Annotated in this window: 26 protein-coding genes, 1 tRNA gene and 1 pseudogene; 16 read left to right on the forward strand and 12 right to left on the reverse strand. The window is 65.3% G+C overall.

Going from position 1 to position 26,152, the window contains the following annotated elements:
• Positions 1-4: 4 nt before the first annotated feature.
• The 4 genes from E3O25_RS13490 (at position 5) to E3O25_RS13505 (ending at position 3,030) form a co-directional block, all read left to right on the forward strand.
• A complete protein-coding gene (locus E3O25_RS13490; protein ID WP_134361367.1) occupies positions 5-661 on the forward strand; it encodes a DUF998 domain-containing protein in 657 nt (218 codons plus the stop codon).
• Between the two features lie 156 nt (positions 662-817).
• Complete coding sequence (locus tag E3O25_RS13495; RefSeq protein WP_134361368.1) at positions 818-2,116, forward strand: Nramp family divalent metal transporter; 1,299 nt, start codon at positions 818-820, stop codon at positions 2,114-2,116.
• Positions 2,117-2,146: 30 nt separating this feature from the next.
• Positions 2,147-2,662, forward strand: a complete 516-nt coding sequence (locus E3O25_RS13500) for a hypothetical protein (protein WP_092108576.1) — start codon at positions 2,147-2,149, stop codon at positions 2,660-2,662.
• Positions 2,659-3,030, forward strand: coding sequence for a hypothetical protein (locus tag E3O25_RS13505; RefSeq protein WP_134361369.1), 372 nt, complete (start codon positions 2,659-2,661; stop codon positions 3,028-3,030). Before E3O25_RS13500 ends, E3O25_RS13505 begins: the two co-directional genes overlap by 4 nt.
• On the opposite strand, the gene E3O25_RS13510 is transcribed toward E3O25_RS13505, so the two are convergent.
• Positions 3,027-3,422, reverse strand: a complete 396-nt coding sequence (locus E3O25_RS13510) for a DoxX family membrane protein (protein WP_092108581.1) — start codon at positions 3,420-3,422, stop codon at positions 3,027-3,029. The two genes, E3O25_RS13505 and E3O25_RS13510, sit on opposite strands and share 4 nt — an antisense overlap.
• Before the next feature lie 86 nt (positions 3,423-3,508).
• On the opposite strand from E3O25_RS13510, the gene serA reads away from it, so the two are divergent.
• Entirely contained in the window at positions 3,509-5,101 is a 1,593-nt protein-coding gene (gene serA / locus E3O25_RS13515; RefSeq protein ID WP_092108583.1) for a phosphoglycerate dehydrogenase, read from the forward strand.
• Positions 5,102-5,171: 70 nt separating this feature from the next.
• Here serA and E3O25_RS17780 read toward each other — a convergent pair whose 3' ends face one another.
• The gene (locus E3O25_RS17780) at positions 5,172-5,735 is read right to left on the reverse strand and encodes a TetR/AcrR family transcriptional regulator (protein WP_134361370.1); all 564 of its coding nucleotides are present in this window, start codon (positions 5,733-5,735) and stop codon (positions 5,172-5,174) included.
• A 220-nt stretch (positions 5,736-5,955) separates the two neighbouring features.
• Between E3O25_RS17780 and E3O25_RS13525 the strand changes: the two genes are divergently transcribed.
• The gene (locus E3O25_RS13525) at positions 5,956-7,449 is read left to right on the forward strand and encodes an MFS transporter (RefSeq protein ID WP_241988603.1); all 1,494 of its coding nucleotides are present in this window, start codon (positions 5,956-5,958) and stop codon (positions 7,447-7,449) included.
• Here the strand turns inward: E3O25_RS13525 and E3O25_RS13530 are convergent, their stop codons facing one another.
• The gene (locus E3O25_RS13530; RefSeq protein ID WP_092108587.1) at positions 7,450-7,701 is read right to left on the reverse strand and encodes a DUF6458 family protein; all 252 of its coding nucleotides are present in this window, start codon (positions 7,699-7,701) and stop codon (positions 7,450-7,452) included.
• Positions 7,702-7,824: 123 nt separating this feature from the next.
• Here E3O25_RS13530 and E3O25_RS13535 point away from each other — a divergent pair, with 123 nt between their 5' ends.
• From E3O25_RS13535 to E3O25_RS13545, 3 genes are read left to right on the forward strand one after another with little or no spacing between them, the layout of a single operon-like run.
• On the forward strand, positions 7,825-8,895 hold the full coding sequence (locus tag E3O25_RS13535) for a 3-isopropylmalate dehydrogenase (RefSeq protein ID WP_134361371.1): 1,071 nt from the start codon (positions 7,825-7,827) through the stop codon (positions 8,893-8,895).
• Positions 8,892-9,995, forward strand: coding sequence for a branched-chain amino acid aminotransferase (locus tag E3O25_RS13540; protein WP_092108591.1), 1,104 nt, complete (start codon positions 8,892-8,894; stop codon positions 9,993-9,995). Before E3O25_RS13535 ends, E3O25_RS13540 begins: the two co-directional genes overlap by 4 nt.
• Positions 9,996-10,029: 34 nt before the next feature.
• Positions 10,030-10,749, forward strand: a complete 720-nt coding sequence (locus E3O25_RS13545; RefSeq protein WP_134361372.1) for a fumarylacetoacetate hydrolase family protein — start codon at positions 10,030-10,032, stop codon at positions 10,747-10,749.
• A gap of 59 nt (positions 10,750-10,808) precedes the next feature.
• Here the strand turns inward: E3O25_RS13545 and E3O25_RS13550 are convergent, their stop codons facing one another.
• The gene (locus E3O25_RS13550) at positions 10,809-11,414 is read right to left on the reverse strand and encodes a TetR/AcrR family transcriptional regulator (protein ID WP_092108595.1); all 606 of its coding nucleotides are present in this window, start codon (positions 11,412-11,414) and stop codon (positions 10,809-10,811) included.
• A 101-nt stretch (positions 11,415-11,515) separates the two neighbouring features.
• Between E3O25_RS13550 and E3O25_RS13555 the strand changes: the two genes are divergently transcribed.
• Positions 11,516-12,547 carry an NADP-dependent oxidoreductase gene (locus E3O25_RS13555; protein WP_134361373.1) on the forward strand — a complete coding sequence of 344 codons (1,032 nt, stop codon included), beginning with the start codon at positions 11,516-11,518 and terminating at the stop codon, positions 12,545-12,547.
• Between the two features lie 60 nt (positions 12,548-12,607).
• Here E3O25_RS13555 and E3O25_RS13560 read toward each other — a convergent pair whose 3' ends face one another.
• Positions 12,608-13,696: an aminotransferase class V-fold PLP-dependent enzyme gene (locus tag E3O25_RS13560; RefSeq protein WP_134361374.1), complete on the reverse strand. Its 1,089-nt coding sequence runs from the start codon at positions 13,694-13,696 to the stop codon at positions 12,608-12,610.
• A gap of 81 nt (positions 13,697-13,777) precedes the next feature.
• On the opposite strand from E3O25_RS13560, the gene E3O25_RS13565 reads away from it, so the two are divergent.
• The 5 genes from E3O25_RS13565 (at position 13,778) to E3O25_RS13585 (ending at position 18,138) form a co-directional block, all read left to right on the forward strand.
• Positions 13,778-14,731 (forward strand): LysR family transcriptional regulator, encoded by a 954-nt coding sequence (locus E3O25_RS13565; RefSeq protein ID WP_134361375.1) that lies wholly within the window; start codon positions 13,778-13,780, stop codon positions 14,729-14,731.
• Between the two features lie 125 nt (positions 14,732-14,856).
• A complete protein-coding gene (gltX, locus tag E3O25_RS13570; protein WP_134361376.1) occupies positions 14,857-16,380 on the forward strand; it encodes a glutamate--tRNA ligase in 1,524 nt (507 codons plus the stop codon).
• A 104-nt stretch (positions 16,381-16,484) separates the two neighbouring features.
• A tRNA-Gln gene (locus E3O25_RS13575) sits at positions 16,485-16,556 on the forward strand.
• Between the two features lie 174 nt (positions 16,557-16,730).
• Positions 16,731-16,937 (forward strand): AlpA family transcriptional regulator, encoded by a 207-nt coding sequence (locus E3O25_RS13580; protein ID WP_241988597.1) that lies wholly within the window; start codon positions 16,731-16,733, stop codon positions 16,935-16,937.
• Between the two features lie 7 nt (positions 16,938-16,944).
• Complete coding sequence (locus E3O25_RS13585; protein ID WP_241988598.1) at positions 16,945-18,138, forward strand: tyrosine-type recombinase/integrase; 1,194 nt, start codon at positions 16,945-16,947, stop codon at positions 18,136-18,138.
• Between the two features lie 811 nt (positions 18,139-18,949).
• Here E3O25_RS13585 and E3O25_RS13590 read toward each other — a convergent pair.
• The 6 genes from E3O25_RS13590 to E3O25_RS13615 form a co-directional block, all read right to left on the reverse strand.
• Entirely contained in the window at positions 18,950-19,987 is a 1,038-nt protein-coding gene (locus E3O25_RS13590) for a hypothetical protein (RefSeq protein ID WP_134361378.1), read from the reverse strand.
• 401 nt (positions 19,988-20,388) lie between these two features.
• Positions 20,389-20,955, reverse strand: coding sequence for a DUF4913 domain-containing protein (locus E3O25_RS13595; RefSeq protein WP_241988599.1), 567 nt, complete (start codon positions 20,953-20,955; stop codon positions 20,389-20,391).
• A 7-nt stretch (positions 20,956-20,962) separates the two neighbouring features.
• Positions 20,963-21,412: a single-stranded DNA-binding protein gene (locus E3O25_RS13600; protein ID WP_134361379.1), complete on the reverse strand. Its 450-nt coding sequence runs from the start codon at positions 21,410-21,412 to the stop codon at positions 20,963-20,965.
• Between the two features lie 103 nt (positions 21,413-21,515).
• The gene (locus tag E3O25_RS13605) at positions 21,516-23,417 is read right to left on the reverse strand and encodes a type IV secretory system conjugative DNA transfer family protein (RefSeq protein ID WP_134361380.1); all 1,902 of its coding nucleotides are present in this window, start codon (positions 23,415-23,417) and stop codon (positions 21,516-21,518) included.
• 144 nt (positions 23,418-23,561) lie between these two features.
• Positions 23,562-25,025 (reverse strand): ATP-binding protein, encoded by a 1,464-nt coding sequence (locus E3O25_RS13610; protein ID WP_134361397.1) that lies wholly within the window; start codon positions 25,023-25,025, stop codon positions 23,562-23,564.
• Positions 25,026-25,048: 23 nt separating this feature from the next.
• On the reverse strand, positions 25,049-25,450 hold the full coding sequence (locus E3O25_RS13615; protein ID WP_134361381.1) for a hypothetical protein: 402 nt from the start codon (positions 25,448-25,450) through the stop codon (positions 25,049-25,051).
• 104 nt (positions 25,451-25,554) lie between these two features.
• Between E3O25_RS13615 and E3O25_RS13620 the strand changes: the two genes are divergently transcribed.
• Positions 25,555-25,950: a hypothetical protein gene (locus E3O25_RS13620; RefSeq protein ID WP_166806026.1), complete on the forward strand. Its 396-nt coding sequence runs from the start codon at positions 25,555-25,557 to the stop codon at positions 25,948-25,950.
• A gap of 33 nt (positions 25,951-25,983) precedes the next feature.
• Here E3O25_RS13620 and E3O25_RS17570 read toward each other — a convergent pair.
• Positions 25,984-26,152: pseudogene (locus tag E3O25_RS17570) on the reverse strand (PrgI family protein); the annotation flags it as partial.

Below are 26,152 nucleotides of genomic sequence, written 5' to 3' on the forward strand. Positions count from 1 at the left end.
GATCATGAGAGCGCACGGCATGAACCTGCGCCGGTGGAGCGCCACGGCTGCGATGGTCGGCGTCGTGCTCTACGTGCTCATCGACGTGGTACTGCAGTTTCTGCCGCCGCACTACAGCCCGATCAGCGACGCCGAGAGCAACCTCGCCGTCGGCCCGTACGGCTGGGTGATGAACCTCAACTTTCTGGGCCGGGCGGTATTCTGCGTCGCCGTCGTCGTCGCACTCGCCGGGGCGGCGCCGACACCGGCGTTTGGCCGCAAGGACCCGCTGCTCGGCACCGGCCTCGGGCTGTTGCTCCTCGGGGGAGCCAGCTCGGCGGTGCTCGCCTTCTTTCCCACCGACGTCAGCGCAGAACACACGAGCACCCTGCAGACTTCGACTCTGAGCGGTGCCATCCATCTCGCCGTGGCTTCCTTCGGCTTCCTCACCGCCCTCGCCGCGATTCTGCTGCTGACCATCTGGCTGCGGATTCGCCGCGTGCTGCCACGGGCGGCGCCGTGGGCGATAGCGTTCGCGGCGCTCACCCTGGCTGGGCTGCTGCTGGTTGTCGCCGCGAATGCGTGGTTGCCCGGCGGCGTCGGTCTCGCCGAACGCGCCGCCCTGGCGGGCATTCTGGGGTGGACGTTCTCGGTCAGCGTCGGCATCCGTCGTCTGCAGTAGACGAAGAGTCTGCCCCAACCCGGTAGAGTCGAGCAATACCCGGTGTAACCACCGGTTCACCTGGTCCTGTGCACCGACGCACAGCTTCGCCACTGGTCGTCTCGAGAACGATGCCGGTGGGGCCGCCCGCTCCACACGCGTAAGGCCGGCACCACCATGACCTCAGGCAGAAACCTCGACGATTCGAAGCTGGTAGCACCGGTCGACCTCGAGGATGGAAAACTCCCCAAGTGGAAGATCGTGGGCCCCGGCCTCGTCGTGGCCGCCACCGGCGTGGGAGCGGCCGACATGGTCGCGACCCTGGTGGCCGGCTCCCGCTACGGCTACGCCCTGCTCTGGGCGGTCATCCTCGGTGTGATCCTCAAGATCGTGCTGGTCGAGGGCGCCGGCCGATACACCCTCGCCACCGGCAAGACCATTTTTGAGGGCTGGCGGTCGCTCGGCAAGTGGACCACCTGGTACTTCGGCCCGTACATCATGCTGTGGGGCTTCGTCTATGGTGCCACCGCCATGTCCTCGGCCGCCCTGCCGCTCGCGGCACTGTTCCCGGTCCTTCCGCTGCCGGTTTGGGCCGTACTCATGGGCCTCGCCGGGCTCACCATGGTCTGGTTCGGCCGCTATGCCATCTTCGAGAAGATCACGGCGGTATTGGTGGGCATCATGTTCATCACGGTGGTCGGTCTCGCCGTCATCGCCGTGCCGAATTTTCCGGCCATGCTGCGCGGCCTCGTGCCGATCATTCCCGAGGGCGGTGTGCTTTACACGCTCGCCCTGGCCGGCGGTGTCGGCGGCACCATCACCCTGGCCGCCTACGGCTATTGGCTGCGCGAAAAGGGCTGGTCAACTCCGCGCTGGATGAAAGTCATGCGCATCGACAACCGCATGGCCTACGTCATGACCGGCATCTTCGTCATCGCCATGCTCATCGTCGGTGCCGAGGTGGTCGCCGCCGCCGGCATCACCCTGAGCGCCGGCGACAAGGGCCTGCTCGACCTCTCGACGGTGCTCAACGAGCAGTACGGAGTCGTGGTCGGCACGGGCTTCCTGGTGGGCTTCTGGGCGGCATCCTTCTCGTCGATCATTGGCGTGTGGAACGGTGTGAGTCTCATGTTCGCCGATTTCTGGGGCAACATGCGCGGCAAGAAGTCCGGTCACCGCGACACCCTGGTCGGCGGCAAGTACTTCAAGTTTTACCTGTTGTGGCTCACCTTTCCGCCGATGATCCTGTTCCTGCTCGGCTCGCCGATCGGGCTGATCCTCGCCTACGGCGTACTCGGCTCGCTGTTCATGCCATTCCTCGCCATCACTCTGCTGGGCCTGCTGAACGGCAAGCGCATTCCGCAGGAATGGCGCAACCGGTGGTTCACCAACATCGCCCTCGGCATCTGCGCCCTACTCTTCATCATTCTGGGCGTGCAGCAACTGATCACGGCGGTCAAGCCGCTGTTCGGCTAGCCTCAGCCCGTAACCGGATACTCTGGAAAAATGAATCCGACACGCGACGAAGACGCACTGAACTGGGCCGGTGACGACGACCCGACGCTGCAGAACGGAAGCACCGATCCGGCGAGGACCGAACCGTCCGCGCTGCCGGCAGGGTGGACCATTCCGCAGGGTGCCGCGCACCCGACCGCTGTCCCCAGCACAACGGATGCCGCCAGCCCCGAACCAGACGGGGCCGATGTCACTGCGCAGCCCGACAGCGCGGCAGCGAGTTCGGCAGCCCTGGTCGGCATGGGGATCCTCGCCGGCATGTACCTGCTCTACACGGTCGGCTGGTTCATCGGCGTCGCACGCATCGAGAAACCCATCAGCGACCCCGTGGCCGAATTCATGTTCTCGCTCGGTGCCTGGCTGGCCGTGGCCGCACCATTGGCCTGGTTCGGCGCGACCTATTGGCTCACCACGGGCAGTCCGCGCGCCCGCCGCGCCTGGCTACTGATCGGCGTCCTCGTGCTCGCCCCGCTGCCGTTCATCCTGGGAACGGGGACACTCGCATGAGCGACACACACGGAAACGAGCAGGACAGCACCACTGTGACCCGACGCCGACCACCACGATGGCTCATGTTCGCTATCGCTGCCTTCTTCGGACTGTTCTACGCCTACGACGTCTGGGAAGCCGTCGGCAACCTGGTCGGGCTCAACGGGCTGGCGCAGTCCCTCGACACCAAGCTGAGCGGATTCGGCTGGACCGTGCTCATCTTCGCGGTAATCCTGCCGGTGCTGGTCTACGCCCTCGCCTATTGGCTTGGCCGGGGCCGCGCCTTCGGGGTGCAGGCCCTCACCCTGTTCGTCGGGCTCTGCACGGTGGCCGCCGTGTCGCTCGACATCACCGCGGTGTTCAGCCTCGCCAGACTGATCGTCTAGAGTACAGCCACCACAATCAGGCCCATCAAGACCAGCTGGGCGATCAGTCGGGGAACGAATGGGATCGCCACTCGCCCGAACCGTTTCGGGTGCCGCGCCGCATAAGCGTTGGCGGGAAACACCGCCGCCAGAAACAGCACGAGCGCGCCGGCCGCAACCACCATGGTCGGCGGATAGAGCAGCCCGAGCCCGCCGGCCACCTCGCACACCCCCGTGAACAGCACGAGATTGATCGGGCTGGCCAGGCCGCTCCGGCGCAGCCGCGGTGGGATCATCGCCGCCATGGTGCGTTGCACCGACGGCAGAAAGTGGGTGATACCGGCCCCGATGAAGACCAGTGCCAGAACTATTCGCAGCACCAGCTGGAGTCCGCCTATTATGTCGTTGCTCATTGGTCTATTGTGCAGCCGGTAGGGTGGAAGCCGAGTAGCGCCCTTTGTCGCGCCACCGACAAATGCAATCTAAGGATCCGATTTTATTGTCGAAGCCCGTCGTCCTGATCGCCGAAGAACTTTCCCCCGCCACCGTCGATGCCCTCGGGCCCGATTTTGACATTCACCACGTCGACGGCACGGATCGCTCCGCGCTGTTCGCCGAGCTTGCCACCGCGCAGGCCGTTTTGGTGCGTTCAGCCACCAAGATGGATGCCGAAGCCATCAAGGCTGCGCCGCACCTGAAGGTCATCGCCCGTGCGGGCGTCGGCCTCGACAACGTTGACATCAAAGCCGCCACCGCGGCCGGTGTCATGGTCGTCAACGCGCCCACTTCCAACATCATCTCGGCCGCCGAGCTGACCGTTGGTCACATCCTGAGCCTGGCCCGTCACATTCCGGCCGCTTCCGGCGCCCTCGCCGACGGACAGTGGAAGCGCTCCAAGTACACCGGCGTCGAACTCTACGAGAAGACCATCGGCATCATCGGCCTCGGTCGCATCGGTGCGCTCATCACCGCGCGCATGCAGGCCTTCGGCACCAACGTCATCGCCTACGACCCCTACATCACCTCCGCCCGCGCCCAGCAGCTCGGCGTGACCCCGGTCAGCCTCGACGAACTGCTCGCGCAGTCCGACTTCGTCACGATCCACATGCCGAAGACCCCGGAGACCACCGGCATGATCGGTGCCGCGCAGCTCAAGCTGATGAAGCCGACCGCCTTCGTCGTCAACGTCGCACGCGGCGGACTCATCGACGAAGAGGCGCTGCACGAGGCCCTCCTCGCCGGCACGATCGCCGGCGCCGGCCTCGACGTTTTCGTGAGCGAACCGCCGACCGGTTCGCCGCTGCTCGGCCTCGACAACATCATCACGACCCCGCACCTGGGGGCATCGACCGACGAAGCCCAGGAGAAGGCCGGCGTCTCCGTGGCCAAGTCCGTGCGCCTCGCGCTCTCCGGCGAGCTCGTTCCCGACGCGGTCAACGTGGCCGGCGGCGTCATCGACCCGTACGTGCGTCCCGGCATCCCGCTGGTGGAAAAGCTCGGCCAGGTGTTCTCCGGCCTTGCCGCGCACAGCCCGCTCACGAGCGTGGACATCGAAGTGCGCGGCGAACTGGTCGAGTTCGACGTCAGTGTGCTCAAGCTCGCCGCGCTCAAGGGCATCTTCACGAACGTCGTCAGCGAAACCGTCTCGTACGTCAACGCACCGCTGCTGGCCGAGCAGCGCGGCGTCGCCGTGCGCATGCTCACCGACGCTGAATCGCCCGAGTACCGCAACGTGATCACCCTGCGCGGCGCCCTCGCCGACGGTTCGCAGGTCTCCGTCTCGGGTACCCTCACCGGCACCAAGCAGATCGAGAAGATCGTCGAGATCAACGGCTACGACGTTGAGGTTCAGTTCGCCAAGAACCTCATCGTCATGCTCTACACCGACCGCCCCGGAATCGTCGCCGTTTACGGCCGCGAATTCGGTGAGGCCAACATCAACATCGCGGGCATGCAGATCGCCCGCCACGTGGCCGGCGGCAAGGCACTGAGCGTGCTGACCGTAGACACCGAGGTTCCAGCCGGTTTGCTCGCCTCGGTGCGCAGCGCGATCGACGCCGAGATCATGGTGGAGATCGACCTCACTGAGTAGGTTCCATCAAACGGATGCGAGTGGGCGCCTGCAGTGCAGGCGCCCACTCGTTTTTTCTACCCGGGCCGCGTTATTCGTGCGGCAGGAGACGTCCGATCAGGGCGATCAGCCGTGTCATCGCGGCATCGGTGTGGTTTTGCGGTGCGAGCTCGTTCTCGGCGAGTGAGCTGTTGACGTAGAGACCGTCACTGATCAACATGATCGCCTGGGCCACGTCAGGGTCGTGCACGGCGTCTTCGATCACCGAAAGCCAGCGTCGACGAATCTCGGTGAGTACCTGCACGGCCCGGGGGTCCCGCCCCTGGGCGAGTCGGGAGCCGGCGATGTAGGCTCGATCTAGCGGGCTGCCGGTATGCACCGACGTGCGAATGAGGTAATCGACCGCGCCGGCCGGGGCGGTGCGAATGTTCTCGGCGTCTTCGAGGGCGAGCGCATCCAGGCGAGCCAGCAGGCCACCGACCAGGGCGTCCTTCGAGGCGAAGTGATAGAGCAATCCGCCCTTGGACACCGCGGCCGCCGCCGCGACGGCATCGAGAGTGGCCGAGCGTTCGCCGCCCTCGACCAGCAGCTCCTCGAATGCGTCGAGCAGCCGATCCCGGGTGGGAACGGAAGGCGCGGCGGCATTTTTCGACATAGGGGCCATGGTAACGAACACGCAGACTGTCGGTTGAACATGACAAGCGGACTAGACAACTATACCGTCTAGCCGGTACAGTCGATTCTGTTGCTCCGCCGATGGCGGTCGAGAATGAACCCGGAAAGTGAACGAGATCGTGTCTGCCCCCGCTGCTCCCACCCAACCCATTGACCTGACCCGTGCTGCCGAGCAGGCGGGCGGGGGAGCGGCATCCGCTCTGCCGGGGCAGCACGACCGACGCCGCTGGTGGGCGCTGGCCGTGCTGATGCTGCCGGTGCTGCTCGTCTCGATCGACAACACCGTGCTCAACTTTGCCCTGCCGGCGATCTCGACGGCCACCCTGCCGACCGGCGTGCAGCTGCTCTGGATGGTCGACATCTATCCGCTCGTGCTGGCCGGACTGCTCGTGGCGATGGGCAGCCTCGGCGACCGCATCGGGCGTCGTCGCCTGTTGCTGATCGGCTCGGCCGGTTTCGGTGTGGTCTCGGTATTCGCGGCGTTTTCCCCGAGCATCGAGGGTCTCATCATTGCCAGGGCGGCACTCGGATTCTTCGGCGCGATGCTGATGCCGTCGACCCTGTCGCTGCTGCGCTCGACCTTCGTCGACCGAGACCAGCGGCGCCTCGCCATCGCGATCTGGGCCACCGGATTCGCGGCCGGCAGCGCCCTCGGGCCGGTCGTCGGCGGCATCCTGCTCGAGCATTTCGCCTGGGGATCGGTATTCTTGCTCGCCGTTCCCGTTCTGTTGCCGCTGCTCGTACTGGCGCCCATTCTCGTCACGGAGTCTCGTGACCCGCATCCCGGGCGCATTGACTTTCTCAGCATCGCCCTCTCACTCGCCACCATGCTCCCGATCGTCTACGGCATCAAGAGCATCGCCGAGCACGGTGTCTCCTGGCTTTCCCTGGCCCCGATCGTGCTCGGGCTGGGCCTCGGCGTGTGGTTTGTGCGCCGGCAGGTGCGGGTGCCGAACCCCATGCTCGACATGGGTCTGTTCCGGCGCGGCGCCTTCAGTGGCGCCGTCGGTGTCAACCTGCTCAGCGTGACGGCGCTCGTCGGGTGCCTGTTCTTCATCTCCCAGCACCTGCAACTCGTGCTCGGACTCTCGCCGCTGTCGGCCGGACTCGTGCTCGTTCCCGGCCTGGCCGCGATGATCGTGGCCGGACTGCTGATCGTGCCGATCGCCCGCCGGGTGCGGCCGTCACGGGTGGTGCCGGCGGCCCTTCTGGTGTCGGTCGCCGGGTTCGCGTCGATCGCCCTGCGCGGAGGGCAGATCGACGCCTTCTGGATCGGCGTGGCCTTCGTTCTGCTCGGCATCGGAATCGGTGCGGCCGAGACCGTCTCGAACGAGCTGATCGTGGCGACGGCGCCGGCCGATAAGGCGGGCGCGGCATCCGCTGTGTCGGAGACGGCCTACGAACTGGGCGCGGTGCTCGGAACGGCCGTTCTTGGCACGATCCTGACCGTGTCGTATCGCGCGGCCGTGCTGCTGCCGGAGGGGCTGACCACCGCCGAACGGCTGGCGGCGGGGGAGACCCTCGGCGGAGCCGTGGCCGTGGCCGAGCAGCTGCCCGCCGGGGTGGCCGAGCAGCTGCTCGATTCGGCGCGGCACGCTTTTGACAGCGGTGTCGGCCTCACCGCCTGGATCGGCGTGGCCCTTGTGCTCGGAGCGGCCGTCGTGGCGCTGGTCGCGCTGCGTCGAGCCCGCTAGCTACAGGTCATCGATCGAGTTCTCCCGACGGGTGACCTGCTCGCCGTTCACCGGGTCGGCGATGGTGCGTGTGGTGGTCACGCTGTTGCGGCGACGTGTCATCAGCACGATGCCGAGGATCGTCACGAGGGCACCGGCCGCGAGCAGAATGTAACCGACGAGCTGCAGGTCCACTCCGGTGACCGTGATGTCGAGGGCCCACACCAGAATGGCGCCGACAACCAGCAGAAAGATTCCCAGTCCGATACTCACGATGTCCTTCTTTCCGTTGGGTGTGCAGTGGTGATGCGCTGGTGACCAGCCTAGGCAGTTCAGCGACAAAGGTAAGGTTTGACTATACGCAATTCAGGTGTTCGCTGACTGGTTCGGAGCCGCATGTCTCGTACTATCAAACTCGCTGTCATTCCCGGAGACGGGATTGGACCGGAAGTCGTCGCTGAGGCTGTGAAGGTGCTCGGCGCCGTAACCGCCCGTGACGAGGTCACGATTGAGACGAGCACCTTTCAGCTCGGTGCCGCGAGGTTCCTCGAGACCGGCGACGTGCTCACAGATGCCGACCTCGCGGCGATCAGTCAGAACGACGCTATTCTGCTCGGCGCCGTCGGCGGCGTTCCGGGCGATCCCCGCCTGAAAGGCGCCAACATCGAGCGGGGACTGCTGCTCGGCCTGCGCTTCGCGCTCGACCACTACGTCAACCTGCGTCCCTGCACGATCTACCCCGGCGTCACCAGCCCCCTCACCGCTCCCGGCGTGGTCGACTTCGTCGTCGTGCGCGAGGGCACCGAAGGCCCCTACGTCGGCAACGGCGGCGCTATTCGCCGGGGCACCCCGCAGGAGGTCGCCAACGAGGTCTCGGTCAACACCGCCTACGGGGTGGAACGCGTCGTGCGGTACGCCTTCGAGGTGGCTCAGGGTCGCGAACGCAAACAGCTCACGCTCGTGCACAAGACCAACGTGCTCGTCTTCGCCGGCAGCCTGTGGCAGCGCATCGTGAACCAAGTAGCCGCCGACTACCCCCTGGTCGCGGTGGATTACCTGCACGTCGACGCGGCGACTATCTTCTTCGTGACGAACCCGAGTAGATTCGACGTGATCGTCACCGATAACCTCTTTGGCGATATTCTCACCGACCTGGCGGCGGCAATCAGCGGCGGCATCGGCCTGGCGGCCTCCGGCAATATCAACCCGACGGGTCGCTTTCCCAGCATGTTCGAGCCGGTACACGGCTCGGCGCCCGATATCGCCGGCCAGCAACTCGCCGACCCGACCGCGGCTATCCTCTCGGTGGCGCTGCTGCTCGATCACCTCGGGCTGACGGATGCCGCGACTCGCGTCAACGAGGCCGTGGCCGACGACCTGGCGCGTCGCACCAAGACGGTGCGACGCAGCACCGCTGAGGTGGGGGACGCCATCGTGACGCTTTTGACAGACAAGGTACTCAAATGAGCAAGACCGACACATTTCCACTGAGCTTCGCGCTGACCCCGTCGACCGAAGCACGCGCCGAAGCTGAACGCGACGAGATCCTCGCCGACCCGGGGTTCGGCAAGCATTTCACCGACCACATGGTCACGATCGATTGGTCGGTCGACGCCGGCTGGCACGACGCCCGCGTCACTCCCTACGGCCCGCTGCTGCTCGACCCCGCTTCCTCGGTGCTGCACTACGGCCAGGAGATCTTCGAGGGCCTCAAGGCCTACCGGCACGCCGACAACTCCATCTGGACCTTTCGGCCCGAGAAGAACGCGCAGCGCCTGCAGCGCTCGGCGCACCGCCTCGCGCTGCCCGAACTCTCGGTGGAAGACTTCATCGAGTCGGTCAAGCAGATGATCGCCATCGACGGCGACTGGGTGCCGTCCGCGCCGGAGACCAGCCTGTACCTGCGGCCGTTCATGATCGCCAACGAGAGCTTTCTCGGTGTGCGCGCCGCCCACAAGGTGAGCTTCTACGTGATCGCGAGCCCGGCCGGCGCCTACTTCGCCGATGGCGTCGCCCCGGTGAAGATCTGGCTGTCGACCGAATACTCCCGCGCGGGCCGCGGCGGAACGGGCGCCGCCAAGTGCGGCGGCAACTACGCCGCGTCCCTGCTGCCCCAAATGGAGGCCTACGAGAACGGCTGCGCCCAGGTGCTCTTTCTCGACGGTGAAACCGGTAGCCACATCGACGAACTGGGCGGCATGAACGTGTTCTTCGTGCACGGCACCGACACGATCGTCACGCCGCGCCTGACCGGGTCCATCCTCGAGGGCGTCACCCGCGACAGCATCATGCAGCTCGCCCGCGACCGCGGCATGACCGTTGAGGAGCGCGACGTGACGCTGGGCGAGTGGCGTGACGGTGTCGCATCGGGTGCTATCACCGAGGTCTTCGCTTGTGGAACCGCCGCCGTCGTCACTCCGATCGGCCAGCTGAAGGCCAGGGACTTCACGATCGGCGAAGCGGATGCCCCGGCCGGCGCGATCACCCTGTCGCTGCGCCAGGAACTCACCGACATTCAGTATGGGCGCGTGCCCGACCGGCACGGCTGGCTCACCCGCCTAGACTGAAGCTTTTGGCCTTGTATAGGGGGAATCGAGACACGTGAAGATAGCACGCTACAGCTACCAGGGCGCCATCGCGTTCGGCATCGTTGACGACGACGAACTGGTCGTGCTCACAAACGACCCGATGTTTGCCGGATTCGACACGACCGGCGACCGGGTGGCCCTGGCCGACGTGAAGCTGCTCGCGCCGGTGATTCCGCGTTCGAAGATCGTCGCAGTGGTGTCGGCCGAGGCGTTCGTGCTTCGGCCCAACACCGCCGTCGTTGGCCCCGGCGACGCCATCGTGCTGCCGGCCGCCTCCTCGCGGGTCGAAGTCGACGGCCAGCTCGCCATCGTCATCGGCAAGGTCGCCAAGAACGTCTCGGCAGCGGATGCCCTCGGTCGCGTCTTCGGCTACACGGTCGCGACGGTCGTGACCGCGGCCGACCTGGCTTCAGGGTTAGCGGGGGCCTTTGACACATTCCTGCCGCTCGGCCCAGTCGTCGAGACCGAGTTCGACGAGGCTTTGTCGCCCCTGCGCGGGCTCATCAACGATGAGGAATTTCAGGCTCTCTCGCTCGGCGACGACGACCGGACGACCGAAGACGTCGTTGCGGCACTCGTGGCGTTCGCCTCGAGCGTGTCCACCCTGCTGCCCGGCGACGTGATTCTGGCCGGACCGCTGGACACCCCGGCCGACGTGGTCGACGGCGACACCGTCACGGTGTCGATCGCCGGAATCGGAACGCTCGTGAACCCGGTGGTGCGCCCGGCCTGACCCGCGCAGCGGGTGCCCAGATCCAGACACAGATCCGGGGCCGGATCCGGCCGCGGGACTCAGCCCATGGCGTCGGGGAACCAGGCCCTGACCTGGTTCGACGCCGTGTTCAGCAGGGCGATCGCTTCATCCCGGTTCACCCGGGCGACGAGCATCGCGCTCATCGACAGGGAGGCCAGGGTGCGCACGCGCTCATCGATGCGCACTGGTGCGGCATCCGCGTGGGATGACACGGCAGCGAGGGCCTGCCGCAGAGCCTCGGACAGTTCGGCGCGATAGCCTTCCACGACAGTACGAGCCGAGTCGTCGTGGGCGCCGAGGCCGGCCGCGCAATTGACCAGGAGGCATCCGGAACGCGGCGAGTCGTCCGCCAGCGCGGCTGTCGACTGAGCGAGGCTGTCGAAGTAGTCGAGCAGCGCCGAGGCATCCGTTGCGCCCGCGCGCAGCCCGACCAATCGAGGCCCAATAACACTCTGCAGATAGTCGGAGACCGCAGCGTCAAAGAGCCCGCGTTTACTGCCGAAGGCGTGGTAGAGGCTGGAGCGGCCCACGCCCGTCGCCGACTCCAGCTCAGCCAGGGATACACCGTCGTACCCCTTATCCCAGAACAGGTCACGTGCAGCCTGCACGACCACGCCGCTGTCGAAGGTTTGCAGCCGCCCCATGTTCGCTCCTCGGATCCGCTTCGACGATCGGCAAATTTTGTGTACCGATTGGTCCAATATATAGTAAAACGATCGTTCTAAAACTAGCAGAGGAGCCCAGCATGGCCTCATCCACCGTCAGCACCCAGATCCAACTCGTGAACCGTCCCGTCGGCTGGCCGACGAATGCGGACTTCCGCACCGTGACCGTCGACCTGCCGGAGCTTACGGCCGGCCAGGTTCGCGTCGCCAATGAATTCGTATCCGTTGACCCGTACATGCGAGGTCGGATGAACGATGTGAAGAGCTACGTGCCGCCGTTCGCGCTCGGTGAGACCATGACCGGCGCGGCGGTCGGCCGGGTCGTCGCCTCCGCTACCGATGCGTTCGCCGTCGGCGACGTCGTCACCCACGCTTACGGCTGGCGTGACCTGGTGCAGGAGGATGCCGCCGGATTCCGCGTCGTTCCCGAGCTTCCGGATGTCGCGCTCTCCGCCTATCTCGGGGTGCTCGGAATGACCGCCCTGACCGCTTACGTCGGCCTGCTCGAGGTCGCCAGGCTCAAGGAAGGCGACACCGTGTTCGTCTCCGGCGCAGCGGGTGCCGTCGGCAGTATGGTCGGACAGATCGCCCGGCTCAAGGGCGCCAAGCGCGTTATCGGCTCGGCCGGATCGCCCGAGAAGGTGGCCCTGCTCACGAGCAAGTACGGCTTTGACGCCGCGTTCAACTACAAGAACGGCTCTATCACGGATCAGCTGGCCATTGCAGCGCCCGACGGAATCGATGTCTACTTCGACAATGTCGGTGGCGAGCACCTCGAGGCAGCTTTGGCCTCCTTCAACGACGGCGGGCGTGCGGCGCTGTGCGGCGCGATCTCGTTGTACAACAGCACGGATGCTCCGGTCGGCCCGAACAACATGTCTAACATCGTCACCCGCGGCCTGACCCTCACGGGCTTCACCATCGGCAACTTCTGGTCGCACCTCCCGGCATTCTCCGCTGAGATGGCGGACTGGCTCGCTTCCGGCCAGATCGTCTTCGACGAGACAGTCGTCGACGGCGTCGAGAACGCAGTCGACGCGTTCCTCGGCCTCATGCGCGGCGAGAACACCGGCAAGATGATCGTGCGCACCGGCAATTTGGTTGTCAACTGATCTGAACCATCGACCTCGCGGACATCCGAGGTGATTGTGGGGACTCCTCGTCCGCTCGCGTCAGGGACGAAGCGCGTTCAGAGCCAGGGTCACGTCGTCCTCGTCGTTGAAGAGGTGAAATGCGACGCGGGCGCGGCCGGCCCGACCCGAAGCTGTGAGGCCGGCGGCGGTGAGGCGTGCGAGGTCGCGACCACCGGCATCCGGCCAGCTGATGATGGCCTGGCTGAGTCGCGGCAGGCCGAGCCCGTCGCACAGGGCATCGCCGAGGCCCGCATTGTGGGCGGCCACCGCAGCCAGATCGAGGCTGCGGAACAGGTCGATGGCCGGTTCGGCACCGACCCAGGCCGGCCAGGCCGGCGACACGTCGAAGCGGCGGGCATCGGCGGCCAGCGCCATCTCGGGGCCGTAACAGGATGCCCACAGGTCGTCTCCCGCGTACCAGCCGGCATACACCGGGTGCAGTTTCGCTGCGAACGCGTCGGAGACGGTGAAGAAGGCCACTCCGCGCGGGGCGCCGAGCCACTTGTAGCTGTGGCAGATGGTGGCGTCAAAAACGGATGCGTCCACCGGCATCCACCCCGCCGCCTGGGTCGTGTCGCACAGCGTGAAGGTGCCCGTTGCACGGGCGGCGGCCCGGATGGCGGCGCTGTCGGCGAGGGTTCCGGTGGCGGACTGCACGAGCGAGAACGCCACGAGCCAGGTGTTCTCGGTGAGGCTCGCGGCCAGGTCTGCCAGGTCTACTTGCCGCACGGTCACACCGCGGTGCGCCTGGGCGAGGAACGGGAACACCATCGAGCTGAAGTCACCCCGCGGCAGCACGACTTCGGCGCCGTCGGGAATGCTCGCCGCGACCAAGCCCGCCATGACCGAGGTCTGCGAGCCGATCGCGACGCGGTCGGGCGTGACCCCCACCAGGTCGGCGTATCCCGCGCGCACCCGCTCGACCACCTCGCCGTAGCGGGAGGCGCAGGACTCACCGCGCGCCCAGGCCTCTGTGTCGGCGCGCATCGCGGCGATTGTGTCGATCGTCGGCAGCCCGAGGGTGCAGGCAGCGAGGTAGCCGCGACCGGAGGTATATCGGGTACGGGCTTCGGCGAGAGTCAGGGTGCTCACAGCGGGGCTGCTGGTGCGAAGCGGTGCTGGAGTCATGATTCCAGTCTGGCCAGAGGCTATTCATGCGACAATGGCCAGTATTCGATGCAACGCATAAGCCGCCGTTATGATTGGTGCATGAGTCATCTCCCTGGCCAGGGCCCCGACCTCGACGCACTTGCCCTGCGCGTGGTGCGGGCGGTGCACGAAACCGGCTCCATCACGGCCGCCGCAGCCGCCCTCGGCTACAGCCAGCCGGCGGTGAGCCAGCAGCTCAAACGACTCGAGCAGAGGCTCGGACTCGCCGTGGTTGAGCGGGTCGGACGAGGCGTTCGCCTCACCGAGGCCGGTCTCGTGCTGGCCCGGCACGCCGTGACCGTGGAAACCGCGCTCGATGCGGCGGCGGGGGAGATCGCCGAGCTGCAGGGGTTGCGTTCTGGGCTCGTGCGTCTGGTGGCGTTCCCGTCGGCATCCGCTACGCTCGTGCCGAGCCTGCTGGCGCGCATGAAGCAGCAGCATGCGCAGATCAGCATCACCTATCTCGAGGCCGAACCACCCGAAGCCGTTGCAGCCGTGCGCGAGAACCGCGCCGACCTGGCCATCACGTTCAGCTACCCGGGAGACCGGGTGGATCCACACCGGGAGAGCGCGCAGGGGCTGCGGGTGGCTACCCTGCGGCGAGACGAGATGATGCTCGTGCTGCCGGTCGGGCATCCGCTCGCCGGCGCTGAGCCCGAAACCGGTGCGCCAGTCGACCTGGGCGGCCTCGCCGACGAGAATTGGGTGGCCGGCTGCCCGCGCTGCCGCGGCCACCTGCTCGACCTGTGTGATCGCCGCGGATTCACGCCACGCATCAGCTATGAGACCGACAATGTCGCCGCCGTGTTCGGCCTGGTCGAGGCCGGCATCGGCGTGGCACTGCTGCCGGCGCTCGCGATCGAATCGGCCGGCGTTCGCGCGGGCGTCTCAATTCGCGCCACAACCGGGCAGGATCATCGCACCCTGCACGCCGTGACGGCGGCCCGGGCCGAGCGCGTGCCCGCCCTGGCTGCGGCATTGCGCGCCATCGCCGCCATCGCGCAGGTCGGCTAGGTCGAGCCTGCCCGAATCTCGGGCCCACCTTACGGAACCGGGACCACGATTGATCATGGGCCCAGTTTCCGGGCCCGGGCCCGGAAAGAAGTAGGGCAGGGCTCGCGCAACTAGAATCGTGAGTAATGTCTGATACCACTGCACACCCGTTTTCCACCGCCACCGGATCCGACGTTCGCGTGCGGTTCTGCCCCTCGCCGACCGGAACCCCCCACGTGGGCCTCGTTCGTACCGCCATGTTCAACTGGGCCTACGCCCGGCACACCGGTGGCAAGATGATCTTTCGCATCGAAGATACCGACGCCGCCCGCGACAGCGAAGAGAGCTTTCTGCAGCTCGTCGAGGCAATGCGCTGGCTGAAACTGGACTGGGACGAGGGCGTCGACGTCGGTGGACCCCAGGCGCCATACCGCCAGAGCGAGCGCTACGACATCTACCGCGGTGTCATCGACCAGCTCAAGGCCAGCGGCCACATCTACGAGAGCTTCGTCACCGGCGAAGAGATCGAGACCCGCAACCGCGACCTCGGCCGCGACCCCAAGATGGGCTACGACAACTTCGAACGCGACCTCACCGACGAGCAGAAGGCCGCCTACCGCGCGGAGGGCCGGTCCCCGGCGCTCCGCCTGCGGGTACCGGACACCGAGCTCTCCTTCGTCGACCTCGTGCGCGGCGAGATCACCTTTCCGGCCGGCTCGTTCAGTGACTTTGTGGTGGTGCGCCCGAACGGGCATCCGCTCTACCCGTTCGTCAACCCCGTCGACGATGCGCTCATGGGCGTCACCCACGTGCTGCGCGGCGAGGATCTGCTCTCGTCGACCCCGCGCCAGATCGCGCTGTACCACGCGCTCATCGACATTGGCGTGACCACCTTCGTGCCCCGCTTCGGCCACCTGCCCTACGTGATGGGTGACAAGAACAAGAAACTCAGCAAGCGCGACGCCGAGGCGAATCTGTTTCTGCACCGCGACCACGGATTCATCCCCGAGGGCCTGCTCAACTACCTCGCCCTGCTCGGCTGGTCGCTCACTCACGACCGCGACGTGTTCTCGATCGATGAGTTCACGGCCGCGTTCGACGTCGTGAACGTCAACCCGAACCCGGCCCGCTTCGACCTCAAGAAGGCCGAATCGATCAACGGCGACCACATTCGTCAGCTCGACGCCGCCGACTTCGCCGCTCGCCTGGTTCCCTACCTGGTGACCGCCGGCGTACTCGGCGAGACCCCGAGCGAAGCCGACCTGGCCCTGCTCGCCCAGGGCGCCCCGCTCATCCAAGAGCGCATCGCCCTGCTCGGTGAAGCGCCCGCCATGCTCGGTTTTCTGTTCGTGACCGGCGCTGACCTCACTCTCGAAGCGGATGCCCTCGCCTCGCTCCCGCAGAACGCCGCCGACATTCTTGGCGCCTCGCGCACCGCACTCGAACATATTCCGTCAGCGGAATGGAACACCGATCGGGTGCACGCGCTGCTCGCCGACACGCTCATCGAGGGACTGGGGCTGAAGCCGCGCGTCGCCTTCGGACCGTTGCGCGTCGCGCTGTCGGGCCGCAAGATCTCACCGCCGCTATTTGAGTCCATGGAGATTTTGGGACAGGCCGAGACCCTGGATCGCCTCGATCGGGCCCTCGCGGTCGTAGCGGCCGCGTGATCGCGGGGCCGGAGGGGCTTCGACTCGCCGGGGGACACCTCGGTTTGGCCTCTCCGGCCCGAGTGGGCTAGGCTACTACTCGGCCCGATCTTCGGATTAGGCATTGGGGTATGGTGTAATTGGCAACACGGATGATTCTGGTTCATTTGTTCTTGGTTCGAGTCCAGGTACCCCAGCACTAGCCCCTGAGTTTCCGCGGAAACCAGGGGCATTTCTTGTTTCCAGACACACCGTTCACGGCCCAAAGTGCCACTTTGGGTGCCAAAAACGATTCCCAGACGCCTTTTTCGCGCCACCGACGGCGACTAGCCCGGCCACCTACGTGTCGCTGCGTACTAGGTCGGAAGGCTGTGTCGCACCTCATTGTCATGAGTGACGACGACGCAGAAATCATGACCGGGCAGCAGGTTGCCGACCTGTTGCAGGTCTCGCCCCGCACGCTCGAGGAGTGGTGGCAGACTCGCACCGGGCCGCCATATCGACGCATGGGCCGTCATGTTAGATATATGCGCCGCGAGGTTCTCGCCTGGTTTGAGTCATTGGCCATGCATGCCTAGGCGGCGAATGCGCGCGGGCGAAGTTGGCACCATCCGCCTCGTCGTTCTGGCGAACGGACAGATCCAGGCACATGCACGGATGCGGGATGAGTTCGGTACGCTCCACCGGCTGAAAGGAACACGTGCCACCGAGGTGGAGGCCCGCCGAGCACTAGACGACCAGGCCGAGCTGCTCCGAAATGGCATGACCGGGCTGTCATTGACTGCGTACTCGACGATTGCGGAGGCTGCGATGGTCTTCCTGGACGACAAGCGTCGGTCGGGAACGGTCGAAATCTCCACAATCGAGACGTACGAGTTCAGCGTCAACAACGTCATCATTCCCGAGTGCGGGGACTTGCTCCTCACCGACCTGACTGTGTTGCGGTGCAACCGCATTCTGCAGCACATCCGCGAGACCAAGTCGCTATCGGCAGCTCGCAAGGCTCGCAGTATGTTCTCGCAGATTTGCGCTACCGGGATCGAACACGGAGTGCTCGCCTTCAACCCCGTGCGCGACGCCCGCGCCCTGCCGTTGTCGCCCAAGAAGGAATCGGCCCTCACCCCTGGGCAATTGGAAATCGTGCGCGCCCTCATGCGATCCTGGCGGTCTGGGGGAGACCATTTTGGTCCGCGCCCTAACGCACGACTGTTGGAGAACGCCATGTGGATCATGGTCGGCACCAGCGCCCGTATCGGCGAGGTACTGGCCTTGCGGCGATGCGATGTCGACGTGACCGCAAACCCGCCCACTCTGCTCATCGCGGGCACGATCACTCAGACTCGCGCCGAGGGGCTGCGTAGGAAGCCTTCGCCGAAACGGTCCCGGCAGAAGCGGCGCATCGCCCTGCCGAGTTTCGCGGCGACCGCGATCCGCCGACAACTGTCAGAGGCGAGCCGAGATAAGGAGGCTTACCTCTTTGCGACGAAGACGGGCGAACCACGTAGTGTCAGCAACGTCGAACGGTTGCTCCGGACCTTTGTGGCCGACAATGAGACCGCGCTGGAAGTCGCCGGGATCGAAGTGCGGGAGTTCTCAACCCACATCTTTCGACGTACGGCGGCCACGCTCATTGAATCCGTTGCGGGCATCACACTCGCGTCGCGGCTCCTCGGACACTCCAACGAACAGGTCACCCGCGCCAGCTACGTCGTTTCCGCCGAGTTGGTCGACCCGATCACCGCGCAAATAATGGACGACGCGCTCGGAAGCCTCCTTTAAAGAGTCGAACTTACTAAGTTGATTTGGGCTAATCTTGCCGCGTGTGGGAAGGGTGCGCTTGCTCATTCCGCTGCGGGTGAACCTATGGTTCGGCACGTCATGACGTCGACAATGCCGCTCGATGTGGCGTGAATCTGGAAGTTTTCAAGGCAACATTGGCCGAGGGTGGTACGAGTGAAGGGTCCCGCAGATCCTCTGATTGCGACCTGGAATCTACGTGCGTTTGGAAACCTCACGGCCAAGTGGCACGCAAAACATGGGGAACTCTCCGGTGAGGGATTGGTACTCCGGAGCTTGCATTGCTCAGGTCGTCTCACGATTTGACGTGTTCGCAGTCCAAGATGTGCGGCGTAACACAACCGCCCTGCGGTTTGCTGCTGCTGTTCAGTGGCTGATAGAGGGACACACGATTAACTACGGGTGCTGCGTCTCGACTTATAGACCAACAGCTGCAATGGCCTGAATTTATCCGCCGAACGCCAGGAGGTGTTAGAAAAGTTCTCGATCGCGCCTTGGGATGCCTGAGATTCCCTCGCAGGGTCCGGCTAGGAGAACCTGCTCAGGCCAACTTTGGACGTGGAACTCCGCAAGGCGCTGCTCGCGTTTTTTTTCACAACATGGGCTGACGTTCGTTGTAGCGCAATTGTCGTCATGCGGCCGCCCGAGACGGTCCGTTCGTTCCGGCGCACGTTAGAAGTGGGTTCGGATGAGTCTCTTTTTGCCACGGGGGTTTCCTTCCTCTGCCGACTTTTGTTGAGCCTACCGTGGGCCGCTGACATTGGGGGTTTCCATCGCCCTCTTGACACAAATTTTAGGGTCGAATTCGGCCAACGAGAAGAAGGAAAAGAAACAACGACGCTGCCGATGCGACGGTCCACCAGAGCGCCGTGCTCCACGGCTCGTGGAGAACGCCCACAACGCTGCCTGCCACAGCGAACAGGCCCATCGAACAGCTGAGAATGATGAAACGTAGTGGGCCAAGGCCCCATGCAGCTAGTGCGCTCTCTCGCTGCCCAGCAGTAAGGCCAATGAGGAGAGCAGGCGCAGCGAGGATTAGGGCAGCTGCCCCGTCTGCTGAATCTATCAGGGCAGTCTTCGCGCCCGGCAGCAATATAGCCAACCACATGATCGTGGCCGTAAGAAATGTCGAGAGTGTCGCATTCGCCGACAACCCGCTGCGGGACACTTTGAGCAATATACGAGCTGTCCCTGTGGGCGGATGCGCGTAAGTGGCGTGAACGTGTGCCACAGGTTGGCCGCTTGCGTCGAGCATCCCAGGTGATTCGACACGTCCCCCTGACGGCAATTCGAGACGAGAACAATCGAGTCCGTCGGGCGTCTGAAACTCGAGATGGTACGAACTTGCATCGCTGGCGGCCGTCATCGGCAATTCGATGGATCGACTTGCGAACCGAAGACTCGCTCGAAGCCGGTGAAGGGCGAGAGTGAAATATCCGCCCTCTGCGGGCTCGATCCTCCAGTGGAAGGACACTTTCAGAATTTGACGGACACCAGCACGATCGGAAGGCAGCAAGCATGAGAGAAGAAAACCATGCCCCAAATCACGCACCAGATTACTCACAACAGGGTCGAGGTCGTCGGGTCGCCAGAACTGTTCACCACGGAACGATCCGGATTGAGCAAGATCATCGGCCACGTCGCCGGGGAACGGAGCAATGCTTGCTGGACCTGCAATTAGTCTCAAGACTCTCTCCAGCGAAGAGCCAATGGGGATGCCTTGCGTCTGGAGCGCATGTGCGAGCATAGCCACGCTAAGGTCCACATTCTCACCCATGCCGAGCAAAGGTAGCGGAGTGCCGTCACTGAGCCGGGCGTCGAGTTCGCGCATCGGCCCTTTAGACACGATCCCTAAGGGGATCACAACGGGACCGCCCACGTGGTCGACGCGTCGTTTTCGCCGTTGGCTCGGGAGATACGCGAGGCGCGGGTCGGGTGGTGGGGTGCAATCAATCGAATGACGTACGCGGCCGCGCTCACCCTCCAGCGGATGGATACTATCAACCCTGCGGTGGCACCATTCGCTCCACCCCGCGACCGCATCCAGCAGCGCTTCGCCGATTCGTACGTCATTAAACTGCGCTCTGCTGTTTGCCGCTCGCCTCGCCTTAGCCCCCATGAGGACAACTTATCGTGGACGCGACACGCTCAACTGTCTTGAGATGCTCGCGGTGACGTTCTTGGGTCTGGTTGTGGGCAAGCGGTGTCCTGATTTCTCGCCCATAATCGGAACTAACCGGATTTTGCCCGAGCATCAAACACAGCCTCGGACTCGCGCCGCCTGGCCACGTCGTCGACGACGAACTGCACGAAGTCCTCGTCGCGATCGCCGATGACGACGTCCTCGACGGCGTAGGCCGGCGGTTCTCCTGGCCATGCCGCCTGCCGCGTCGATCGGTCGCGTTCCAGTCGGGTCCCTGAGACCGCCACCCAGTCGCGGAGGCGCTGGCGGGTATCCGCGAAGTCACGGTGCCAGCCGAGCGGGGCGGAGCCGTGCTGGTCGGGGTCGTAGGCTCCGAGCCAGTGCAGGTGCAGTGCGGAGAGTTCCCAGACGAGTTCGGGGTGTCGATGCCAGAACGGCGGGACGACGGATGCTGGCAGGCCGTAGGTGCGTCGCAGCCAGTTCACCCAGCGGTTGAGTTCGATCCATTCGGCTTCGGCGTCGTCGGCGCTGAGGAGGTTCCAGTTGATCGGATGCGGCGGCTCCGCCATGAGTGGCGTGTCGAGATCGTCCAACGAGCTTGCTCCGAAAGCGTCGTCGTGTTCACCGGATGCCCACTCGACCAAGGATTCTGCCATCGCTGTTTCACCACCACGAGCTGGCGTGAGCAGGTTCCGTCTCGCTGACGATTGCCGTCTGCGTTGCCGCAGCGTCTTGTTCGCTGCCCGGAGCTGAGCGATTGGTTCTAGTGACCTGATAGTTAGTGCGCGCGAGATCATGGCCGATCTTCTTGGCAACGAACTCTTCGCGTTGAATGAATTCGCCGTCGCGCTCGACCTGGAAGGTGCGCACATACCCTTCGGCGACAAAGCTGTCACCTTTGGCGAGTCGGTTAAGAGCCCGTTCGGCGGTGGCGCGGTAGGCGACGAGGTCGTGGAACGTCGGCTCGAGCGCGGTGAAGCTGCCGCTGTATTCGTGACGGAAGTGCGGCTGGCCGACGCGCACGTAGAAGCGGGTGTCGCCGTTCTCGATGACCGACTGCTGAGGGTCGGAAGCGATGAAACCGGATAGCGATTGCTGGGTGTGAAATGCCATGGGACTTGACCTCCTGTGATTGGGACGGACCATCGTGGTCCGCGCTCACCAGGAGGTGCGCAGCACACTCCATGCCGCAGACCTGCCGGATAGGTGAATATTCTTAATCGTCCGAGGCCTCGACGGGATGCATCAGGTCACCGTCGCTGACAGTATCCGCTTTCGACGGCGCAGGAGCCGAGCGACCTCGACTTGGGTCGTCAGTTCGGATTTTTTTTGGCTCCGACTCTGGCACGCCCCGGTTTGGCGCTCTCATCAACCCCTCGATCTCCGCTCGATTCGCGCGCAGGGCTTTGGCATCCGAGCGGGCGGTCCACATTTGCAAGCTCGCGATGATCGGCGGCGCCGCCCGGAGCATGATTAGGCCGGTGCCGAAGGGCAGGGTGCGGATTGTGTCGGGCGGCATGATCGGTACACGGCGGATGGACCGCTGCGATGACCGTGACCCGCGATCGCCAACGGTCGTCGAGTCCGTGGTTTCGTCCCGGTCGCCGATCAGGGTGGAGAGGTCGTGAAGGTCCCGCGAGTTGGACCCGCCGCCGAGCACGATCTTGACGATCGAAGAGTCCCAGATGGTGCCGGCAGCGTTGTCGCTCCACTTCGTGCGGGCCTGAGCGAGTGACTGCAGCACGGGCATGGTTGTGATTCCGGTGCCGCCGCCCTCCGCCATCAGCGTGGGAAGCGAGGGGAGTGGCGCTAGGTTGCCGATCTCATCGAGCGCCAGCAGCAGCGGCGGGTCGAGTCGCGCACCGGCGCTTCGGGCGGCGATGCGGCGGGCAGTTTCGACGAGGTCCTCGACGAACGCCGACACCAGAGCGGCCGAGTTGTTCGAGCCCGCGCCGGTGGCGAGCAGGTAGAGGGTGCCGTTGCTGCGTAGGAACCCCTCGGGGTCGAACCCCTCGCCCTCTGGCGGAGAGACGGCATCCAACACGCGTGGGTCAGCCAAGGCGCCCAACGACAGTGAGACCCCTTGCCATATCGAATCCCGGGTGCGCGGGTCGGCCTCGAGCGTGGCCCGGAGGGAGTCGCCCCAGCCGGTGGCCGCGCCCGGCGTGCTCAACAGTATGGAGACTGCATTGTGGGCGGCGGCCGGGTCGAGGGTCCACCGAAAGAGGTCAGCGGGCGAGCAGTGGTCGAGCGCGGCCGCGTGCAGCATCGATTGCAGGGCCGTGCGGGTCTTGGCTTCCCAGAACCCGCCGCCGTCGACGCCGCCCGCGGCGAGTCCGGTCCCTGCAGCGAGCCCGGCCGCGCGAATCATCGCCGTGAGCGGATCCTCGCAGCCCCGAATCGGCGACCACCGCAGTCCCACCGGCACGCCCGCGGCCAATTGCTGCGGATCAAATACCGCAACTGGTCCCATTCGTTGCCGCGCACGTAGCGTGGTCGTGAGGTTATCGGGGCGTGTCGACGTGGTCACGACCGGGCCGGGAGCATCGAGAATGGCATTGATCACAATGTGCGCCCCCTTGCCGGAACGAGGCGGGCCGATGACCAGAATGGAGTCTTCGACGCTGGCCCACACCGCCGTACCGCGCGATCGCCCGATCCGATACCCAACATCGCTCGGGCTGGCCTTCGCGAGCGACGGTCGAAGGTGCGCTGCGCGCTTCATGATGGCCGAATGCGACGCGGCCCGGACGACTTCGGTACGGGTCGCGATGCCAGCGATGCGGAAAGGGTCGGTCTTTATTGTGACTCCCCTAGACAAACGCCACAACCAAAATCCCAGACCGGAGGCAAGCCCCACCAGCAAGATCACTGTCACCCAATACGCGACCGCGCTCAGACCAGGCGCCTTCAGCGCCCCTGACGGGTTGCCTGGGTCGAGGAGCACGGCGAGCCCGGTCTCCGTCCCGCCAGCGGGTTGCTTGGTGCCAGCTGCCCAGGCCGCGATAGTACCCGAGCCACGAAGGAGCAGGGCCAAAAATGCCGCACCGATCAGGAGTCCAATGCCGAGGTTGGTCAGCTCGTCACCGAGGGTGGTCTGCGGTCGCTGGGTGGTCATCCGCTTGAAGATTCATACTTGGGCCGGTGCGGCTGAACGGGCTCGTGGGGGAGCGGGAGAAGTTTCGCTCGTCGGATGGAGACGACGCTGGCCTTGAGTCGTCCGGCGAGCGTCAGCCGCGCTTCTCGTTCCATAACCAGACCTCTATTGCCCAGACATCATCCGCGCCGTCGTATCGAACGCCGCGAGCTCGTCCGGATGCAGCTGATGCTGCACGATAAAGCTGCGATCTTTCACCCGCCACAACCCCTGCCCGGTACCGAGCGCAGGCAGCAGCTTCTGCTCGGTTCGGCTGAGCCCGAGCGCACTCGCGGTGGATCCGAGCTGGTCCGGCTCCTGCCGGTAGACGATGCGCGTCTCGGCGTTCGCCAGCAGCGACGATGCCAGCGCGCGCATGGCGGATCCGGAGTCGCCGACGTTGTCGAGGTCGCTGAGCTTGTGGAAGATGAGCATGTTGGCGATGCCGAAGTGGCGGGCGAGCCGCCACTGGGCATCCATTCGGCGCAGCAGAGCCGGATAGGCCATGAGCCGCCATGCCTCGTCGTAGATGACCCAGCGTTGGCCGCCGGCTGGGTCGGCGAGGGCGGATTCCATCCACGCCGACGAGCACGTCATCAGTACCGAGATGAGCGTCGAGTTCTCGGCCACCCGCGACAGGTCGAGCGAGACCATCGGGAGCGACGGGTCGAAGCGCACGGTGGAGGGTCCGTCGAACAGCCCGGCGAGGTCGCCGGCGACGAGTCGGCGCAGTGCATGGCCGACGAGGCGTCCGTCTGCGGCGAGGCGGCCCTCGTCATCTTCGGGATTGGGGGAGAGGATGCGGTCGACCACCATGGGCAGGATCGGCACCTCGGCGCTTCGAACTGCATCGGCCAAGGCGAGGTCGATGGCCGTGTGCTCGAGCGGGCTGAGCACGCGATCGAGCACGGTTTCGGCGAGGGCGCCGATCAGATCGCGCCGCCTCGCCGCCAGCTGCGCAGACCACTCGGCATCAGACGCGGAGGCCGCCCGGTGGCCCTCGTCGAGCGGGTTGAGCCGGTTGCGAAGTCCGTGGCCGAGGATGATCGCCTTGCCTCCGACGGCCTCGGCGACGGCGGTATGCTCGCCCTTCGGATCGCCCGGCACATAGACCCGCCGGCCGAAGGGGAGCGAGCGCGTGTAGAGCGACTTCGCCAGGGAGGATTTGCCGGAGCCGACGATGCCGGCCAGCACGATATTCGGCGCGGTGATCATTCCGCGTTGGTAGAGCACCCACGGGTCATAAACAAAGGAGCCGCCCGAGTAGAGGTCCTGACCGACGAAGACGCCGGCCGAGCCGAGTCCGGCCTCGGCGAGAAACGGGTAGTGGCCGGACAGCGTCGCGGTCGTGTCTTGGTGCTTGGGGAGTTTTAGTCGTCCGGGCGTTCGCAGCTGAGCTGGACCCGGCTCGCCGGCTTTGGGCAGGTACCCGCCCGATCGTGCTTCGTCACGCTCCGCCTGCCAGCGCGTGCGGGCGGCGACAGTCTTGGCCTTCTGCGCATCCGCTTCGATCTTCGCTGCCGCTCGTCGGCGGGCGCGACGGTCGCGGCGCAACTCGCCGCGCGGCTCGACCAGCGCGGCCGTGTGCATCCGCTCGGTCACAGCGGTGTCTTTCACAGCGTGACCGTGCGCTCGGTCTGGCGCGTTGACCGCGGGGCTGCCCAGATGTCGTCTCGACGGGGAGCTGGGCGGGTTGGCTGCACTTCAGATTCAAGCGGATGCCACCGCAAGAGCGAAACGTACCGGTACGTCCTGCTGTAGGTCAGTGCGTACGGAGAGCCGTCGTGCTCGATGGTGTGGTCGGTGCGGCCGGCCGGGATGCGGTCGTAGACGTACCCGTTCTCGAGGGCGGCATCAGTCGTGGCCTTGCCGAGATCCCGTGGCTGCAGGTAGTCGAAAGCAGCGGATGCGCCGCTCCGGTCGATCAGGCCGAGCACCGCGTCGGCCTCAGCTCCTTGCAAAAAAACGACACTGATCCATCGAGATGTGCGGCTCTTTGATTCGTACTCAGGCATGCGTCGCTCCAATCACGTTCCTCGCTTTGATCTGGAGGTGCGCGGCGGCAACCGCAATGCGACCGTCAGTGATTTGCGTCGCAGGCTGTATGAGACGATGAGTCATGAAACTGGCTGGGATTACTCGAGCTGCGATCCTCGTTGCCCTGACGCTGACTTTAACTGGGTGCCAAGCAGTGCTCGAGCCTCGCTCGACGATGACCGTCGATGACGTAGTCGACGCGTTCACAAGTCAGCCCGACCTGCCCGTGACGAATCCGCAAGACATCTCAGACGACGCCTGTGTCGAGGTTGGCTGTTCGGCTGCCATTCGCGCGGATGAGATCTCGATTTATCGCTTTGACATTAAGGACGACGCCGAGACCTTCGCCAATGACTTGGGGGATAACGGCTACCAGTCGGACTGGGTGGTGCTGGAATATCCAGGCGCGAAAAGCGATACGGATCGCGCGCTGCTGTCGTACGCCGGAATCGTCGACAGCATGTGGGCGAGCGACTAAGGAAAACCATCCAGCAAAGATCGGCGAAGAGAGTCACACTCTCCGACATAACGGCAGTGCCGCGGCCGTGAAAGCCTGCGCCTGCTGGCCCACGAGCCGCCGTGTCTCGCAGGATGCCTGGATGGCAGCCTGCTCGATCGACGCCACTGCAGCATCGAGCTCGTCGACGGTGGGCGCGGTCACGCACACCAGTCCGGTCGTG

The sequence above is a fragment of the Cryobacterium sp. TMT1-3 genome (assembly GCF_004402315.1).
In the GTDB taxonomy this organism is placed as follows: Bacteria; Actinomycetota; Actinomycetes; order Actinomycetales; family Microbacteriaceae; genus Cryobacterium; species Cryobacterium luteum.

What these genes read in the sequence shown, in the direction of transcription:
- E3O25_RS13490 (WP_134361367.1), top strand. Translation starts at nt 5, where the DNA reads ATGAGAGCGCACGGCATGAACCTGCGCCGGTGGAGCGCCACGGCTGCG.
- E3O25_RS13495 (WP_134361368.1), top strand. Translation starts at nt 818, where the DNA reads ATGACCTCAGGCAGAAACCTCGACGATTCGAAGCTGGTAGCACCGGTC.
- E3O25_RS13500 (WP_092108576.1), top strand. Translation starts at nt 2,147, where the DNA reads ATGAATCCGACACGCGACGAAGACGCACTGAACTGGGCCGGTGACGAC.
- E3O25_RS13505 (WP_134361369.1), top strand. Translation starts at nt 2,659, where the DNA reads ATGAGCGACACACACGGAAACGAGCAGGACAGCACCACTGTGACCCGA.
- E3O25_RS13510 (WP_092108581.1), bottom strand. Translation starts at nt 3,422, where the DNA reads ATGAGCAACGACATAATAGGCGGACTCCAGCTGGTGCTGCGAATAGTT.
- E3O25_RS17780 (WP_134361370.1), bottom strand. Translation starts at nt 5,735, where the DNA reads ATGTCGAAAAATGCCGCCGCGCCTTCCGTTCCCACCCGGGATCGGCTG.
- E3O25_RS13535 (WP_134361371.1), top strand. Translation starts at nt 7,825, where the DNA reads ATGTCTCGTACTATCAAACTCGCTGTCATTCCCGGAGACGGGATTGGA.
- E3O25_RS13540 (WP_092108591.1), top strand. Translation starts at nt 8,892, where the DNA reads ATGAGCAAGACCGACACATTTCCACTGAGCTTCGCGCTGACCCCGTCG.
- E3O25_RS13550 (WP_092108595.1), bottom strand. Translation starts at nt 11,414, where the DNA reads ATGGGGCGGCTGCAAACCTTCGACAGCGGCGTGGTCGTGCAGGCTGCA.
- E3O25_RS13555 (WP_134361373.1), top strand. Translation starts at nt 11,516, where the DNA reads ATGGCCTCATCCACCGTCAGCACCCAGATCCAACTCGTGAACCGTCCC.
- E3O25_RS13560 (WP_134361374.1), bottom strand. Translation starts at nt 13,696, where the DNA reads ATGACTCCAGCACCGCTTCGCACCAGCAGCCCCGCTGTGAGCACCCTG.
- E3O25_RS13565 (WP_134361375.1), top strand. Translation starts at nt 13,778, where the DNA reads ATGAGTCATCTCCCTGGCCAGGGCCCCGACCTCGACGCACTTGCCCTG.
- gltX (WP_134361376.1), top strand. Translation starts at nt 14,857, where the DNA reads ATGTCTGATACCACTGCACACCCGTTTTCCACCGCCACCGGATCCGAC.
- E3O25_RS13585 (WP_241988598.1), top strand. Translation starts at nt 16,945, where the DNA reads ATGCGCGCGGGCGAAGTTGGCACCATCCGCCTCGTCGTTCTGGCGAAC.
- E3O25_RS13590 (WP_134361378.1), bottom strand. Translation starts at nt 19,987, where the DNA reads ATGCGCGAACTCGACGCCCGGCTCAGTGACGGCACTCCGCTACCTTTG.
- E3O25_RS13595 (WP_241988599.1), bottom strand. Translation starts at nt 20,955, where the DNA reads ATGGCAGAATCCTTGGTCGAGTGGGCATCCGGTGAACACGACGACGCT.
- E3O25_RS13600 (WP_134361379.1), bottom strand. Translation starts at nt 21,412, where the DNA reads ATGGCATTTCACACCCAGCAATCGCTATCCGGTTTCATCGCTTCCGAC.
- E3O25_RS13605 (WP_134361380.1), bottom strand. Translation starts at nt 23,417, where the DNA reads ATGACCACCCAGCGACCGCAGACCACCCTCGGTGACGAGCTGACCAAC.
- E3O25_RS13610 (WP_134361397.1), bottom strand. Translation starts at nt 25,025, where the DNA reads ATGCACACGGCCGCGCTGGTCGAGCCGCGCGGCGAGTTGCGCCGCGAC.
- E3O25_RS13615 (WP_134361381.1), bottom strand. Translation starts at nt 25,450, where the DNA reads ATGCCTGAGTACGAATCAAAGAGCCGCACATCTCGATGGATCAGTGTC.
- E3O25_RS13620 (WP_166806026.1), top strand. Translation starts at nt 25,555, where the DNA reads ATGAAACTGGCTGGGATTACTCGAGCTGCGATCCTCGTTGCCCTGACG.